This is a genomic window from Citrifermentans bremense R1, from assembly GCF_000426865.1.
Lineage (GTDB): Bacteria > Desulfobacterota > Desulfuromonadia > Geobacterales > Geobacteraceae > Geomonas > Geomonas bremensis.
Map to the genome: position 1 here is coordinate 415955 of NZ_AUGE01000002.1, position 15418 is coordinate 431372.

The 15418-nt window shown below is 61.0% G+C and carries 13 protein-coding genes; 5 read left to right on the forward strand and 8 right to left on the reverse strand.

The genetic code is table 11. The annotated features are described in order from the left end of the window. Nucleotides 1–110: 110 nt before the first annotated feature. The 6 genes from tilS to K419_RS0104295 form a co-directional block, all read right to left on the reverse strand. Nucleotides 111–1484 (reverse strand): tRNA lysidine(34) synthetase TilS, encoded by a 1374-nt coding sequence (gene tilS, locus K419_RS0104265; RefSeq protein ID WP_026840497.1) that lies wholly within the window; start codon nucleotides 1482–1484, stop codon nucleotides 111–113. Between the two features lie 255 nt (nucleotides 1485–1739). Continuing rightward, nucleotides 1740–2252 (reverse strand): hypothetical protein, encoded by a 513-nt coding sequence (locus K419_RS0104270; protein WP_026840498.1) that lies wholly within the window; start codon nucleotides 2250–2252, stop codon nucleotides 1740–1742. 224 nt (nucleotides 2253–2476) lie between these two features. Continuing rightward, nucleotides 2477–3319, reverse strand: coding sequence for an oligopeptide ABC transporter permease (opp4C, locus tag K419_RS0104275; protein WP_026840499.1), 843 nt, complete (start codon nucleotides 3317–3319; stop codon nucleotides 2477–2479). Between the two features lie 3 nt (nucleotides 3320–3322). After that, the gene (locus tag K419_RS0104280) at nucleotides 3323–4303 is read right to left on the reverse strand and encodes an ABC transporter permease (RefSeq protein ID WP_026840500.1); all 981 of its coding nucleotides are present in this window, start codon (nucleotides 4301–4303) and stop codon (nucleotides 3323–3325) included. Between the two features lie 260 nt (nucleotides 4304–4563). Further along, complete coding sequence (locus tag K419_RS0104290) at nucleotides 4564–6165, reverse strand: peptide-binding protein (RefSeq protein WP_026840501.1); 1602 nt, start codon at nucleotides 6163–6165, stop codon at nucleotides 4564–4566. After that, complete coding sequence (locus K419_RS0104295) at nucleotides 6162–7880, reverse strand: tetratricopeptide repeat protein (protein WP_026840502.1); 1719 nt, start codon at nucleotides 7878–7880, stop codon at nucleotides 6162–6164. The genes K419_RS0104290 and K419_RS0104295 overlap by 4 nt, the downstream gene beginning before the upstream one ends. Nucleotides 7881–8096: 216 nt before the next feature. Here K419_RS0104295 and K419_RS0104300 point away from each other — a divergent pair, with 216 nt between their 5' ends. The 5 genes from K419_RS0104300 to K419_RS0104320 all read left to right on the forward strand — a co-directional run bounded on the left by K419_RS0104300 (nucleotide 8097) and on the right by K419_RS0104320 (nucleotide 14028). Then, nucleotides 8097–9653 (forward strand): bifunctional aminoglycoside phosphotransferase/ATP-binding protein, encoded by a 1557-nt coding sequence (locus K419_RS0104300; RefSeq protein WP_026840503.1) that lies wholly within the window; start codon nucleotides 8097–8099, stop codon nucleotides 9651–9653. Further along, the gene (locus K419_RS0104305; RefSeq protein ID WP_026840504.1) at nucleotides 9650–9898 is read left to right on the forward strand and encodes a hypothetical protein; all 249 of its coding nucleotides are present in this window, start codon (nucleotides 9650–9652) and stop codon (nucleotides 9896–9898) included. The genes K419_RS0104300 and K419_RS0104305 overlap by 4 nt, the downstream gene beginning before the upstream one ends. After that, nucleotides 9898–13161, forward strand: a complete 3264-nt coding sequence (locus K419_RS0104310; RefSeq protein ID WP_026840505.1) for a SpoIIE family protein phosphatase — start codon at nucleotides 9898–9900, stop codon at nucleotides 13159–13161. Before K419_RS0104305 ends, K419_RS0104310 begins: the two co-directional genes overlap by 1 nt. 67 nt (nucleotides 13162–13228) lie before the next feature. Next, nucleotides 13229–13570, forward strand: a complete 342-nt coding sequence (locus K419_RS0104315; protein ID WP_026840506.1) for an STAS domain-containing protein — start codon at nucleotides 13229–13231, stop codon at nucleotides 13568–13570. 32 nt (nucleotides 13571–13602) lie between these two features. Beyond that, entirely contained in the window at nucleotides 13603–14028 is a 426-nt protein-coding gene (locus tag K419_RS0104320) for an ATP-binding protein (RefSeq protein WP_012531080.1), read from the forward strand. A gap of 15 nt (nucleotides 14029–14043) precedes the next feature. On the opposite strand, the gene lgt is transcribed toward K419_RS0104320, so the two are convergent. Both lgt and K419_RS0104330 read right to left on the reverse strand, forming a co-directional pair. After that, complete coding sequence (gene lgt, locus K419_RS0104325; RefSeq protein WP_026840507.1) at nucleotides 14044–14817, reverse strand: prolipoprotein diacylglyceryl transferase; 774 nt, start codon at nucleotides 14815–14817, stop codon at nucleotides 14044–14046. Between the two features lie 102 nt (nucleotides 14818–14919). Next, the gene (locus K419_RS0104330; RefSeq protein ID WP_026840508.1) at nucleotides 14920–15417 is read right to left on the reverse strand and encodes a DUF4124 domain-containing protein; all 498 of its coding nucleotides are present in this window, start codon (nucleotides 15415–15417) and stop codon (nucleotides 14920–14922) included. Nucleotide 15418: the final 1 nt, after the last annotated feature.

Below are 15418 nucleotides of genomic sequence, written 5' to 3' on the forward strand. Positions count from 1 at the left end.
GGGATGCCAAGTTTGTCTAAGAGTCGGTTTTACGGCCACTTATGAGAGAGAAAAAAATGCGTTCAAATGAACAAAAGGATTACCATAAAGGGTGCTGGTTGACAAGAGCTTTAAGGTGTAATTTCAAGAATTTCCACCCGTAAGACCGCGTCAATCCGGGGTGTCACCCGGCCCCGCTCCGCAAGTCTCACCCCCGGGACCCAGGCAATTTCCCCCTCGCTCAGCAAAAGCGGTATGCGTCTGCGCAACTTGGGCGGCACCTTCTCATTTATGAAAAGGTCCTTGATTTTCTGCGCTCCGCTCATGCCCAGCGGCGTGAAACGGTCGCCGGGCCGGAAGCCGCGCAAAAGCCAAGGGAAAGGGACGGCTTCGGGCGAGAGAAAGGCGCTCCAGCGCGACCCGGTGTCGAGGCTATCCGGACGCGGCAGGCGCTCTACCAGCAGCACCCCTCCGCCGGGAAGCGGGTAGCGCCCCTCCCCCGCAACCACCTGCTCCCATAGGGGTGGTGCCTGATGGGCGGCGTGGCCGAGGGAAAGTGAGCCGTAGCAGCGCGAAACCCGGCATGCTCCCGGGAGCGTTGCCTCTGCGTTGGGGCGGGTGGACGCGGCAAGGAGGTCGATAGCCTCCAGGTGCGCAAGGCCGATCCGCATCAGGTCGCCGCGCAGCTCCGTGAGCGCGCGCCGGTAAAGGCGCAGGCGAAGGGCGCGCGGTTCCTTCATGAGCGGCTCGACCTGGAAGCGGACCTGCCCTCCCTCGTTTACGGCGAACCTTTGGTAGGCGGCTTGAGTGAGCCCTTCCAGCAGTTCCTCGTCCCCGGCGAGTATCTCCGCGGTGGCGGCCAGACGCTGCGAGACCTTGGGGTTGTAGCGCCTCAATAACGGGATCAGCTCGTGACGGATGCTGTTCCTGAGGATGGCGGTGTCGGCGTTGGTCGAGTCAGTCCGGAAGGTTAGCCCCCGCTGTTTCAAGTACTGCTCCAGCTTTGCGCGGGAAACCTGCAACAGCGGGCGTTTCAGCTTATCGCCGGCCGTACCGGCCATGGCGGAGAGGCCTGTCCCGCCGGAACCGCGCAACAGGCGGATCAGCACGGTCTCGGCTTGGTCGTCTTGGTGGTGCGCCAGCGCAATGCTGGAGGCTCCGAACTGCGCGGCAGTCCGCTCCAAAAAGGCGTAGCGCGCACGGCGACCGGCGTCCTCCAGGGAGAGCCGCTCGCGGCGCGCCAGATCTGCGACGTCGCAGCTTTGGGAAACGAAGGGAAGGTGATAGTTGTCGGCGAGGGAGGCGACAAAGGCCTGGTCGGCGTCCGATTCGGCGCCCCTCAGGCAGTGGTTCAGGTGGGCGACCACCAGGTGCAGTCCGCATTCCAGCCGCGTCATGATGTCCAGGAGGGCCACGGAATCGCACCCCCCAGACACCGCCACGACAACGGCCTCGCCCGGGCGAAAGAGGTTCTGGTTACTTACTTTGGTAACTAAGGTCTTCAATAGACTCCTAAAGGTTCACCCCGAAAAGGCGGAACACAGAGGTCGCGGAGGTCACAGAGGTTTTTTTGCGGGAAAGTCAAAGTCTATGGATTTTGCTTTTCCTCTGTGCCCCTCCGTGGTTAAAGCTTTTGCTTCTGTCTTTAGGTCTAAGCTTTTCCCCAAGAAGATTTTGTTTTTCCCCTGTTTCTGTTTTCCCTCTGTGTCCTCTGTGTCCTTCTGTGGTGAAAGGTTTTTGCCTCTGGTTTTATCTCTGCTTTAGTCCTTGAGCGTGCACTCCTTCTCCCAGTCGAAATAGCCGTCGCCAGTGATGTCCCAAAAGGATTCGATGCGCTGCGCGTAGTAATCGAGCTGCGAGCACTCAGCTTCGATCGCCTGGAGAAATTTGAGGGAGATGAGTTGGTGGCCGTACAGAAACCGGTAGAACTCGCGGATGCCGGCGAGGTATCCATCGATCTCGGTGGCGAGCGGTTCCATGGTATTGACGATGTACCAGTTGCCGGCGAACTGGCGCACGATGCCGGGGCGCTCGTCAAAGAGGCTGCGCCCCTTGATGGAAACGACGAAATCCCTGACGAAGTAATCGGCGGCGCCGGCAAGTGCGGTGGCGTCTTCGGGAGAAAGCCCGGCCATCTGACTCTCGGCGTAGAACCGGTGCAGCAGGTCGCTGCAAAGCTTGTCCACCCTGACCTCGTCTTCCAGGGTGGTCGGGACGTAATCCTTCTTGTCTACCTTCAGCACATCGAATGCCTCTTCGCAAAGCTCTGCCATGGTGCTCCTCTTATCCTGAAATCTGTTCAACGTTCAAGGTTCGGTACGTTTTTCCTCTTGGAGCCACAACACCTTGCGGCTTCTGTGGCCGTCGATACGAAGGCCCCAATGCAGATGACAACGTCGAACGTTGAACATCGAACCGGTGTTGTAGCCGTCGAGACGCGTGAGCCAAAAGCAGATGGCAACGTCGAACGTTGAACGTCGAACGTTGAACCGGTTTTCTACCTCTGCCTTCTCGGGTCCAGCGCGTCGCGGATCCCCTCCCCCACCAGGTTGTAGGAGAGGACCGTGACCAGGATGGCCACCCCCGGGAACAGGGAAAGCCACCAGGCGAACTCGATGTAGTCCTTGCCGGAGGTGAGGATGTTGCCCCAACTGGGGGTCGGCGGCTGCACCCCGATGCCGAGAAAGGAGAGCGCGGACTCGGTGAGGATGGCACCGGCCACCCCAAGCGTCGCGGAAACCAGCACCGGGGAGAGGGCGTTGGGGAGGATGTGCCGGAAGATGATGCGTCTATCCGACGCCCCCAGCACCCTCGCCGCGGAGATGAAGTCGCGGCTCTTCAGGGAAAGAACCTCGGCCCGCACCAGGCGCGCCACCCCCATCCAGCCGGTAAGCCCGATGATGACCATGATGTACCAGATGGACGGCTCCAGCATGGCGATCACCGCCAGGATCAGGAAGAAGGTGGGGAAGCAGAGCATGATGTCCACTATCCGCATCAGCACCGAATCGACCCAGCCGCCGTAGAATCCCGCGAAGAGCCCCACCACGGTCCCTACCGCCACGGCGATGCCGACCGCCACGAAACCGACCTTGAGCGAGACGCGCGCGCCGAAGATCACCCTGGTGAGGACGTCGCGCCCCAATTCGTCGGTGCCGAACCAGTGCTCGGCGGAGGGGGGGAGCAGCACGTGCCAGGCGTCGATGGCGTCGGGATCGTACGGTGTTATGAAGGAGGCGGCGAAGGAAAGAAGGAACAATAGCGCGATCACCCAAAGGCCAGCCAGGGCGAAGCGGTTGGCGCTGAAGCGTTCCCAGAACTCGCGAAGTGGTCCGTTCATGGGCTAGCCCCTCCCGTGCCGGATGCGCGGATCCGCAACGGCATAGCAGAGGTCGGCCAAAAGGTTGCCGACGAGCGTGAGCCCGGCGCCAATCACGAGGATCCCCATGACCAGCGGGTAGTCGCGCGCCATTACCCCCTGGTAGAAGAGCTGCCCCATCCCCGGGATGGAGAAGATGGTCTCGAAGATGACGCTGCCGCCGATCAGGGCGGGAAGCGAGAAGCCGAGGAGCGTGATCACGGGAAGCAGCGCGTTTTTCAGGGCGTGCCGGTAGATCACCACCCGCTCCCTCACCCCCTTGGCCCGGGCGGTGGTGATGTAATCCTGCGAGAGCACTTCGAGCATGGTGGAGCGCATGTAGCGGGAAAGGCCGGCGAGGCTTCCGAAGGTGGCGATGGAGATGGGAAGCAGAAGGTGCTTCGCCAGGTCCCAAAAACGGGCCAGCGTGGGAAGCGCGTCGCTCCCCAGCGAATGGATCCCCGAGATGGGGAGCCAGTTCAGCTTCACGCCGAAGAAGTACATGCAGAGCAGCGCAAGCCAGAAGGTCGGAACGGCGAACCCGGCAAAGACGAAGACCGAGATGGCGCGGTCGAGAAGCGTGTCCCGGTGCACCGCCGCGAGGATACCGATGGGGAGGGCGAGCCCGAACTCCAGGATCAGCGCGATCACGTTCAGCGAGATGGTAATGGGGATCCGTTCCTTGATCTTGTCCAGCACCGGGCGGTTGTCCGGCGCGAACGAGCGTCCGAAGTCCAGGTGCGCCAGGTTGGAAAGCCACATGCCGTACTGCACGTGGAGCGGCTTGTCGAGGCCGTAGAACTCGCGCAGCCTCGCCCTAGCCTGTGCCGAGACCTTCGGGCTCATCGCCGTCTGCATCTCGACCGGTTCCCCCGGCGCCAGATGAATCACCGTAAAGGTGATCAGCGTGATCCCGAGCAGCAGCGGGAAGAGCATGAGTAAGCGTTTTATCAGGTAGTTAGCCATTGAGAACCAGATTAAGATTAAGATAAAGATAAAGATAAAGATAAAGGAGAAGCTTTTTAAAACTTCAACCTATTCGTCGATACAGATCATTCAGGATCCCCACTATCTTTCCAGAGCGGGAAGTGCGCCATAAACAGATGAGTGGCGATAGATAGTTGTTGAGTTTTTCGTTGTCAATTATCAATTGTCAATCGTCAATTGGTTGCCGTCGTCAATCGTCAATTGGTTCTCGTCGTCAATCGTCAATTGGTTCTCGTTGTTCACTGCTCCACATACCACTTGATCAAGTTGTAGCTGATCCCCGCAGGTGCAGGCTCGATCCCCTTGATCCTGGAAGTGACCACCGGCAGCGCGTCCGGGACGTACAGGAAGGTGTAAGGCTGGTCCTGTGCCAGTATCTCCTGGATCCGGTAGTAGCTCTCGCGCCGTTTGGCCATATCGAAGGTGCCGCGCCCCTCCACGATCAGCCGGTCCAACTCCGGGTTCTTGTAGCCGATGAAGTTCAGCTCCTTGGGGCCGGTCTTGGACGAGTGCCAGACGTCGTAGAGGTCGGGGTCCTGGGAGATGGTCCAACCGAGCAGCACCGCCTCGAACCTACCCTTGTCGATGAAGTTGGTGAGGAAGGAGGCCCATTCCATGACGCGGATCTTCACGTCGATGCCGACCCGCTTCAGGCGCCGCTGTATGATCTGGGCGCATTTGAGCCTCTGGTCGTTCCCCTGGTTGGTCATGATGGTGAAGCTCAACGGCTTGCCGTCTTTGACCAGGATGCCGTCACTCCCCATGACGTACCCCGCTTCCTTCAAGAGAGCCGCGGCGCGGGCCGGGTCGTAGCCGGGGTCCGCCTCGATCCTCGGTTTCCAGGCCCAGGTCCCCGGCTTGTAGGGGCCATGCGCTATCTGCCCCATCCCGAGCAGGACGCCCTGGATGATCTCTTCCTTGTTGATGGCGCAGGTGAGCGCGCGGCGCACCCTCACGTCCTGGAACATGGGAAGCCGCAGGTTGTACCCCAGGTAGGTGTACGCGGAGGCCGGGTAGCGGTACTTGTTGAAGCGGGAAAGGAACTCGCGGCTTCCGGTCTGGCGCTGATACTGCACCGGGGAAAGCCCCATCATGTCGATGCCGCCGGCCTTCAGCTCCATGTACATGGTGGAGTTGTCCGGGATGATGCGATAGACGTAGGGCGAGAGGTGCGGCGCCCCCTCGTAGTAATGCGGGTTCGCCTCCAGGATCAACCTCTGTCCCGGCACCCACTCCTTGAAGATGTAGGGGCCGGTACCGACCGGCTTCCTGGAGAGCGGGCTCTTGGTGATGTCCTTCCCTTCCAGCAGGTGCGCCGGCAGCACCGGCATCCCCCACGACGCCAAGGCCGGCGCGAAGGGCTTGGCGTAACGCACCTTGAAGGTGTAAGTATCCACCGCCTCGGCGGTCTGCACCTGCTTGAAGTCCTCCGCATATGCGGTCGGCGTCTTGGGGTCGATGGTGACCTTATAGGTATAGAGGACGTCGCGGGAGGTGAAGTCGTGGCCGTCATGCCACTTGACGCCGCGGCGCAGGTGGAAGGTGATGCCGAGGCCGTCGGGAGAAACCTCCCACGACTGGGCCAGGTCCCCCTCCAGCTTCAGGTTCTTGTCGTAGCGCACCAGCCCGTTGTACACCAGGCCAGCCACATCGCTGGAGGCGGAGTCGGCGGAGAGTATCGGTATCAGGTTCGAGGGCTCGCCGATGCTGCCGGTAACAAAGGAGCTGCCGCGGGAAGCACCCCCACCCTGCGCGCGCGCCTTGTCCTCAGGCGCACCCTTGGCGCAACCGGCAAAGACAATGAGGGCGAGAAGGAGGGGGAAACAGCGGGAAAAGGTCATTTTTCCCCGCTCTCCTGGCGGCAGTGCCGGATCTTCTCGGCTAGCTCGGCGTTCTGCTCGGGCTCCAGCTTCTGCAGCTTCCGGTACAGCGGGAGCGCCTTCTTGTAGGCGCGGGCGGCGCAGTAAGCGTCGGCGAGATGTCCGAGCACCGTGGCGTCCTCGTCGGAGAGCTCCGCTGCCCGCTCCAGCTGGGCGACCGCCTCGTTGTACCGCTTGAGCTTGAAGTAGGTCCAGCCGAGGCTGTCCATGATGAAGCCGTCGTCCGGCTTCAGCTCGACCGCCTTCTTCAGGTAGGAAAGCGCCTCCTCGAGGTTCACCCCCATCTCCGCATAGGTGTACCCCAGGTAGTTGAGCGCGTTGGCGTCGTCCGGGGTCGCGGCGATGACCCGCTTCATCATGGCGACCGACTGCTCTTTCTGCCCGAGTTTGTCGTACAGGATGCCGAGGCGGAACAATACGCGTGGGTCGTTCTGGAGCTTGTCGTCCATGGAGTTCAGCGTATCGACCCCTTCCCGGTAGCGCTCCATCGACTCGTAGAGGCCGGCCAGATGCAGGTACGGCTCGATCCGCGAAGGCTGATCCTTGATCTCTTCCTTCAAAAGGGCGATCCCTTTCTCCGGAGTTCCCTTTTCCTTGTACAGGTAGGCCAGGTGGCCGACGGCGTCGGGATAGTAGGGAGACTCCTTGGGGACCTTCAGGAATTCGGCGATGGCCAGGTCGGCAGACTCCTTCTCTTCATAGGCGGTAGCGAGGTAAAAACGGACCTGCTGGGCGGCCGGCTCTACGTCGAGGATCTCCTGGAAGGTCTTCACCGCTTCGTCGTAGCGCTCCAGCTCCAGGAACAAAAGCCCGATCTTGCGGGAGTTCTCGAGCGTCTTCCCCCCCTTTTCCTGCAACAGGGCGAGCGCCTCGCTAAGCCGCTTCTGCTGGATGTAGAGCTGCGCCAGGTGCTGCACGACGTTGGCGTTGGCAGGGTTGATATCGAGAAGCCCCTTGTAGCTATCGATGGCGTCGGGGATGAGCCCCTGGGTCTCCTGCGAGATCCCCATCTCGATCAGCGCCTGCTCGAAGTCCGGCTTCAAGTCGAGGGCCTTCTTGTAGTAGCCGAGCGCCTCGCGCGGCAGACGCATCTGCTCGTAGGTCTTGGCAAGGTAGTAGTAGCCGAGCGCCGAATCGGGCGAAGCCTTGACCAACGCCTTCAGGGTGTCGACCGCCTGCTCGTACTCGAAACTCTTCAGGTAGTAGATGGCGACGTGGAGGTAGACCTCTTCTTTCGTCGGGTCGAGCTCCATCACCTTCTTGTAATAGGGGATGGCCTCCTTCTCGCGCTGCATGGTCATCAGGATGTTCCCTGAAAGAAGCTGGGCCTGCAGGAAAGCGGGGTCGATCTTGATGGCGGCCTGGCTTTCGGCCAGCGCCTCTTCCGGTTTATTCTGCTGCAAGAGGATCTGGGCCGCCGCCGTGTGCAGATAGGCCGCCGCCGGGTCGGATTCCATCGCCTGGCGCAAAAGCACGAGCGCCGCATCCTGGTCCCCCTCGGTGGCGCGCAGGCGCGCCAAGGCGAAGAGGTACATGGTGCGTCCCTCTCCGGGACCGGCCGACGGGGCCGCAACAGCCTCGAGTCCGGCCGAAGGGACCGTGCCGACGGCGTGCTCGCTGGCGCAGGCATTAATTAACAAAGTGAGGGAAAGGAGCGCTAGACACTTCTTGGTCATGAGGTACCTGTGATCGGTAGATTTCCGCGGCAAAAATCGAAAAAACGCGGCACCCCAGTGGGATACAGTATCCCAGGGATGGCGCGGCTAATTACACGAAAAGCTAACATAAATAGGTAAAAGCGTCAAACAACAATTGCTGTATTTTATGCTATTGCGCCTGAAATGCTCTATGATAGTATTCTGTAGTCAAATCATCGGTTTAACGGCAAAAGCATGATTCGAAAGCTTATAAAATCGCTACTTGAAGCAAAGGCTTACCCCGAGCCCACGGCCGGGGTGCGCCTCATCGAGACCCACGTTTCCTTCATCTTCGTTACCGACTGCTTCGTTTACAAGGTCAAAAAGCCCGTCGATTACGGTTTTCTCGACTTCACCACGCTGGAGCGCCGGCGCTTTTACTGCGAGGAAGAGGTGCGGCTGAACCGGCGCCTCTGCCCGGACCTCTACCTGGGCGTGGTGGAACTGCGGCGCAGCTCCCAAGGAGCTTCCTTTGCCGGCGGGGGAGAGCTGCTCGACTACGCGGTGAAGATGAAGCGGCTTCCCGAAGAGCGGATGCTGGTGCACCTTCTGGAGCGGCGGGAAGCGGGCGTCGCCGATATGAACCGGATCGCACGGGTGGTGGCCGACTTCCATGCCAAGGCCTTGCGTAGCGCAGAGATAGACGCCTGCGGCCAAACCGCCCTCATCCGCCGCAACTGGGAGGAGAACTTCCGGCAGGCGGCGCCATTCGCGGGGGTGACCATATCCGCCTGCGAGCTTGCTGACATACGGCGCTTCGCCGAGCGGTTCCTGGAGCAAAACGAGGAGCAATTCCGCCTGCGGGTGGCCAAAGGGTACATCAGGGAGTGCGACGGCGACCTCCACTCGGGCAACATCTGCCTCACCGACAAAGTCTGCATCTTCGACTGCATCGAGTTCAACGAGCGGTTTCGCTACATAGACACGGCGGCGGACCTCTCCTTCCTGCTGATGGACCTGGAGTACGCCGGGCGCCCGGACCTGTCGGAGGCGCTCCTGGCGGCCTACCAAGAGGCCGCGGGGGACCGGGAAATGGGGAGCCTGCTCCCGTTCTACAAGACCTACCGCGCCTTCGTGCGCGGCAAGGTGACCAGCTTTTTGCTGAACGACCCCGACCTACCCTCCACGGAGCTTGCCGGCAAAAGGGAGACGGCCCGGCGCTATTTCCGCCTGGCCCGCGGCTATACGCTGAGGGACCGGCTCAAGCCTTCCCTGGTGATCACCTGCGGCCTCATGGGAAGCGGCAAGAGCACCCTGGCCCGGGAACTCGCCCTCGAACTCGGCTTCCAGCTGCGGCGCTCGGACGTGCTGCGCAAGGAAGTAGCCGGCCTTCCTCTGCAGCCGGTGGCGGAAGAGTACCGGGGGGGCATCTACAATGCCGACATGGACCGCGCCACTTACGCAGCTCTTTTAGCCGAGGCCGAAGAGGCGCTCAAGGCGGGCAAGGGGGTGGTGGCCGACGCCACTTTCCGCCGCGCCGCCGACCGCGAGGCCTTCCGGGCGCTGGCCGAGCAGCTTGGCGTTACCTGCTACACGGTCGAGACCCGCTGCCCCGAACTCATAATCCGGCAGCGGCTGGAGGCGCGCCGCGGCGACGCAAGCGAACTCTCCGACGCCAGGTGGGAGCACTTCCACCGGCAACAGGCGGAGTTCGAGGCGACGCAAGCGGGGGAGTCCATCCAGGTCGACTCCACCCTCCCCCTCTCCACCGAGGCCGACTTGGTGTTGCGCGCAATGGGGTTACTGCCATGAAGACCTCCATCAGGGAGCTGCTGGTTAAAAGGCTCAAGCTGAAAGACACCTGGGTGATCTGCTTCGTCCTCGGCATGATCATGATGAACTACCCGTTCATCAGCATCTTCAACAAGCCCGTCTTCCCCTTCGGGATCCCGCTGCTTTACCTGTACCTGCTCTGGGGATGGATGTTCTCCATCTTCATCGTCTACCTGTTCAGCCGCGCCGCACGCAGAGACACTGACGGAAAGGGGCGCCCCTGATGCTCGATGTAAACTGGGTCTGGGGCACGGCGCTCCTTTATATCGTCATCCTGTTCCTGGTCGCCTACTATGCCGACCAGAGGCAACGGGAGGACAGGAGCATCACGGCGAATCCAGCCGTGTACGCCCTCTCCATAGCCGTCTACTCCACCTCGTGGACCTTCTACGGCAGCGTCGGCAAGGCCGCGACCACGGGCATCGACTTTCTTCCCATCTACCTTGGCCCCACGCTCACCGCCTTCACCTGGTGGTTCCTGCTGAAGAAGATCGTCAGGATCTCCAAGGAAAACAACATCACCTCCATAGCCGACTTCATCAGCTCCCGATACGGCAGCTCGCAGTGGCTGGGAGCCATGATCACGGTGATCACCCTGATGGGGATCATGCCGTACATAGCCCTTCAGTTGAAGGCCGTCTCCACCGCTTTCACCATCATCACCGGTTACCACGACTTCCACGTCGGCGTCATGGAAAGGGTCTACACCCCCTCCCCCCACCCCGGGCTCTTCACGGCGGCCCTGCTGGCCCTGTTCAGCGTGGTCTTCGGGGCCAAGCACTTAGCCTCCACCGAGCGCCACGACGGGCTGGTGGCCGCCATCGCGCTGGAGTCCCTGGTAAAGCTCGTGGCGATGCTCGTGGTCGGCTTCACCATCACCTACTTCGTCTTCGACGGCATGGGGGACATCTTCACCCGCATGTACCGCAAAGACCCGGCCCTGCTCACCCGGCTCATCACGCTGGGGGGGACCGGCGAAAACTCCTACTCCTCCATGTTCAGCCTGCTCACCCTCTCCATGAGCGCGGTGATGCTGCTGCCGCGCCAGTTCCAGGTGATGGTGCTGGAGAACGCGGACGAATCGCACCTGAACGCTGCTTCGTGGCGCTTCCCCGCCTACATGTTCCTGATGAACCTGTTCGTGATGCCTATCGCGCTCGCCGGGGTGCTTTTGACCGGCTCCAACGTGGGGGCCGACTTCTTCGTGCTCACCCTCCCCATGCAGCAGGGGTACCCGTGGCTCGCCCTGCTCGCTTTCCTCGGGGGGTTCTCCGCCTCCGCCGGCATGGTGATGGTGGAGTCCATCGCCGTTTCGACCATGCTGCTGAACCACGTGCTGATGCCGGTCGTGATCAGGTTCAAGCCGCAGTGGTGGTTCCCCAAGCTCCTCATCAACCTCAAGCGCTTCGGCATCGTACTGGTCATCCTTTTGGGCTACCTGTACCAAAGCGTGGTGGGAGAGAGCTACATGCTCGCCAACATGGGGCTCATCTCCTTCTCCGCGGCGGTCCAGTTCGCCCCGGCGCTGATAGGGGGGCTGTACTGGCCACGGGGGAACAAGACCGGGGCGATAGCGGGTCTTTCCTGCGGGTTTGCCGTCTGGTTTTACACGCTGCTGCTCCCCTCCCTGCTGCAGGCCGGAGGGTGGCAGGACGACCTCCTTTTGCAGGGCCCGTTCGGCATCGAGTTCCTCAAGCCGCAGGCGCTCTTCTGGCTGACCGGGCTCGACCCCTACAGCCATACGCTCTTTTGGAGCATGTTCATGAACATCCTCGCCTACCTCTCCCTCTCCATCCTCCTGGGACAGGGGGAGAAGGAAAGCGAACAGATGAACCGCTTCGTCCGGGTCTTCTCCCCTGAGAACCTGGAGCCGCAGTGGGAGACCAAGCGCCTTTCCAAACCGGTCACCATCGTGCAGTTCGTGAACCTCATGTCCAAGTTCATCGGCGAGCAGCAGGCGCACACCGCCATCACCGACTACCTGGGGGACCGGGAGATAGACAGCAAAGGGGGGGTCTCCGAGTTCGAGCTCCCCAACCTGAAGCGCTTCGTGGAGAAGACCCTGGCGGGCTCTTTGGGCGGCGCCGCCGCGGGCGCCGTGGTGGAAAGCTTCCTCTCCGACATAGGCTCCCGGATGGAGCCGGTCTTCGACATCTTTTCCACCGTGCGCACCTCAAGGGACCAAAGCCGCGAGGCGCTCTCGGTGCGCCTGCGGGCCTCGGAGATCATGAACCGCTCGCTGGAGCTCGACATCATCATGGGGGACCTGCTCGAGCTGATACTGCGGGAGTTCAAGCTCGACCTCTGCGTCATCAGGCTCTTGAACGACGAAGGGATGCTGGAGGTGCGCTGCCACCGCGGTTACGGCGGGGAGCGCATCATCAGCGAAGGAAGGACGCTGGAGATCGACACCCACGTAGGGGAGGCGTTCCTGGGAAGGCGGACGGAATTCGTGAACGACACGGCCTTTCTCACCAAGGCCATCGCCAAGGAGATCGCCAACAGGGAAGGGATCCGCTCCTTCGCCCACATCCCCATCGCCAGCGCCGGAGCCCCCCCGGTCGGCGTCCTCTCGGTCTTCTCCCGATCCATCGTCGGGCTTTTCACCGAGCAGTTCGTGGAGCTCTTGGAGAGCCTCGCCGGGCAGCTGGCCCAGGCGGTGAACATCGTCGAAGAGCGCGAGGCGAGAGAGCGCGAAAGGCGGCAAAAGGAAGCGGCGCTACTGGAGAACGCGCGGGTGACCCGCGACCTCGAAATCGCCAAGCAGATCCAGCTCTCGCTTCTTCCCGAGTCCGCCCCGCGCCTCAAAGGGCTCAGCATCGCCAGCCGCTGCATCCCCGCGGCGCACGTCGGGGGGGACTACTACGACTTCTTCGAAAGGGGCGAAGGGCGGGTCGACGTCATCATGGCGGACGTCTCCGGCCACAGCGTAGGCGCCGCCTTGATCATGGTCGAGACCAGGAGCGTGCTCCGGGCCCAGATGAAGGAAACCCACTCCGCCAAAGACGTGCTGAGGCTTTTGAACGAGCTCCTCTACGACGACCTAAGCGGCGCCGAACTCTTCATCACCATGTTCTGCGCCAAGTACGACGGGACCACCCGCACGCTCTCCTACGCCAACGCAGGGCACAGCCGCCCCATCCTCTTCCGCGCCGGCGGGTGGGAGGAACTCGACGCCGAAGGGCTGATCCTGGGGGTCGAGCAGTCTGTTTCGTTCGAGGAGAAAAAGGTGAGCTTGGAGACTGGGGACCTGCTCCTCATCTATACCGACGGGATCATCGAGGCGGAGCACGAAACGGGCGAGCTTTTCGGGGTCGAGAGACTGTGCCGACTGGTCTCGGGACTGGCCGACGAGGAACCGGAAACTGTGATCGAGCGGGTCCTTTCAGAGGTCAATACTTACTCATGGCCCCATCCTTTACAGGATGACATTTCCATGGTAGTCATGAAGGTGTTAAATAATGAGGCAGAGACCGCCTCTTGCTAAATGTCAGCAGTTATTGCACAATAAGTCAGGCATCATAAGCATCTGACCTCAAGACAAGGAGACCGCCATGAATCTAGCCAGCGAAACAAGGAAGGACGTAGTTATCTTATACGTCAAGGAAGAGAGGCTGGATGCTCACAACTCGACAGAACTTAAGAGCGCCGTGCAAAAGCTCTTCGAAGATGGAAAGAAAAACGTCCTGGTAGATCTCAAGGATGTGCGCTTCATTGACAGTTCCGGCTTGGGCGCGCTGGTATCTGGCTTCAAGAACGCCATTTCTCATCAAGGAAACCTGAAACTTTCTTCGCTGCAGTCACAGGTGAAGTCAATGTTCGAACTGACCCGCCTGCACAGGGTGTTCGAAATCTTCCCTTCCACCGTGGAGGCTATCGAAAACTTTCAATCCTAAAGCGAAGGCAAGGGTTATAAGCGAGGCGCCAGATGGAAGGAAACACGATCGAGGTCGACATAAAGGTCCCCAACAAGACCCGTTACCTGAGTCTTATCGGTAAGATCGGAGAGGACATAGCGCGGGAGCTCGAGCGCTACAGCGGCGACAAGGAAGTCCTCGCCTACCATCTGAACCTGGTGCTCACCGAGGCGATGGTGAACGCCATCAAGCACGCCGGGCCAAAGGAACCGGAGAAGCTGGTGCGCATCGTCATCACCTTGCACATGGACGACCTCACCATCAGGGTCTACGACGACGGGCAAGGTTTCGACATCAATTCGATCCCCGCCCCGAACTTCGAGGAACTGGAGGACCGGGGGCGCGGCATCTTCCTGATCCGCACCCTGATGGACTCGGTGTGCTACCGCAAGAACTGCAAGGAGAACATCCTGGAGATGAAGAAAAAACTCTCCTGACCCCCCCCCCCCGCATCACCCCCTTCTCAGGCGGTACAGCGCCATCACTCCGCCGACAATGAGCATCGGCAGGCTCAACAGTTGCCCCATCGAAAGCCCCCCGAAGAGAAAACCGATCTGCTGGTCGGGTTCCCTGAAGTTCTCCAACAGAAACCGGAACAAGCCGTACAAGGCAATGAAGGACCACACCACCACGCCGTCGCGGTTCACCTTGCGGGAGATGGCGTAAAGGATGAGGAACATGACCGGACCTTCGAGCAGCGCCTCGTAAAGCTGCGAGGGGTGGCGCGGCAGCGGTCCTCCCCCCGGAAAGACCATCGCCCAGGGGACGTCGCTCACCCGGCCGTAGAGTTCGCCGTTTATGAAATTGCCGATCCTGCCGCAGCCAAGCCCCACTGGAGCGGCGAGGAAACCGATGTCGGCCAGGCGGTAAAAGTGGAGCTTGTGCCTGCGGATATAGAAGATGCTCGCCAGCACCGCCCCGATAAGCCCGCCGTGAAACGACATCCCCCCCTCCCAGACCGCGAAGAGCTTCAGTGGGTTGGCTATGTAGTAGGCGAGGTTGTAGAACAGGATGTACCCGAACCGGCCGCCCAGGATGACCCCTACCGCCACGGTGAAGATCAGGTCAGCGACGTCGTCCTTGGTCAGAGAGAGTCCCTTTCTCCTAACGCCGGACAGGATGATGAAATAGGCCGAGATGAAACCGATGATGTACATGAGACCGTACCAGCGAAACTCCAGCGGTCCCAGGCGCAAAAAGACCGGGTCGATGTTGGGAAAAGTCATTTAACGCTCCGAAAGCTTGATTCTTATCAAACGCCGACCCCGCCGGCGCCGGCAATGGGCGCAGCAGAGCCGGGATGGCGCGGGTCGAGGCGCCGCAACGCGCTACCTCCTGAAGTCGGCCGGGAGGTCATAGCGGTCCGCGGTCGAGTTCAGCTGGTCCAGCTTATTCTGCAGCTCCTTCACCCTTGCCTCGTTGTGCTTGATGCTGTTCTGGATGTTCAGATATTCCGAGCGGGACATGCGGGAGGTGTCCCCAAGGCGCACTTTCAACGCATCCAAATCGGTCTGTGCGGTTTGCAGGCGCGAGTTCGCCTGCAGAAACTCCCTGCGCCAGGCAAGCTCGTCCTTGCCCCCGTAGGTCTTGCTCTTCTCGTTGTTTTTCGCTCCCTTTTCCCCGCCCCCCTTGGGGCTGGCCGTCTCGGACGCGGCAGCGGGAGGCTCCTCGCTCCCTAACCTTTTGGCCTTCTTCCGGTACTTTTTCGGGACCTTCCCCAGATCCTCGGCGAAGTTCACCGTGCCGCGCTCGTCGGTCCATTCGTAGGTCTCCGCCAGAGCGGACAGCGGGTATAGCAAGAGCAAAAGCAAAAGCAGCTTCTTCATG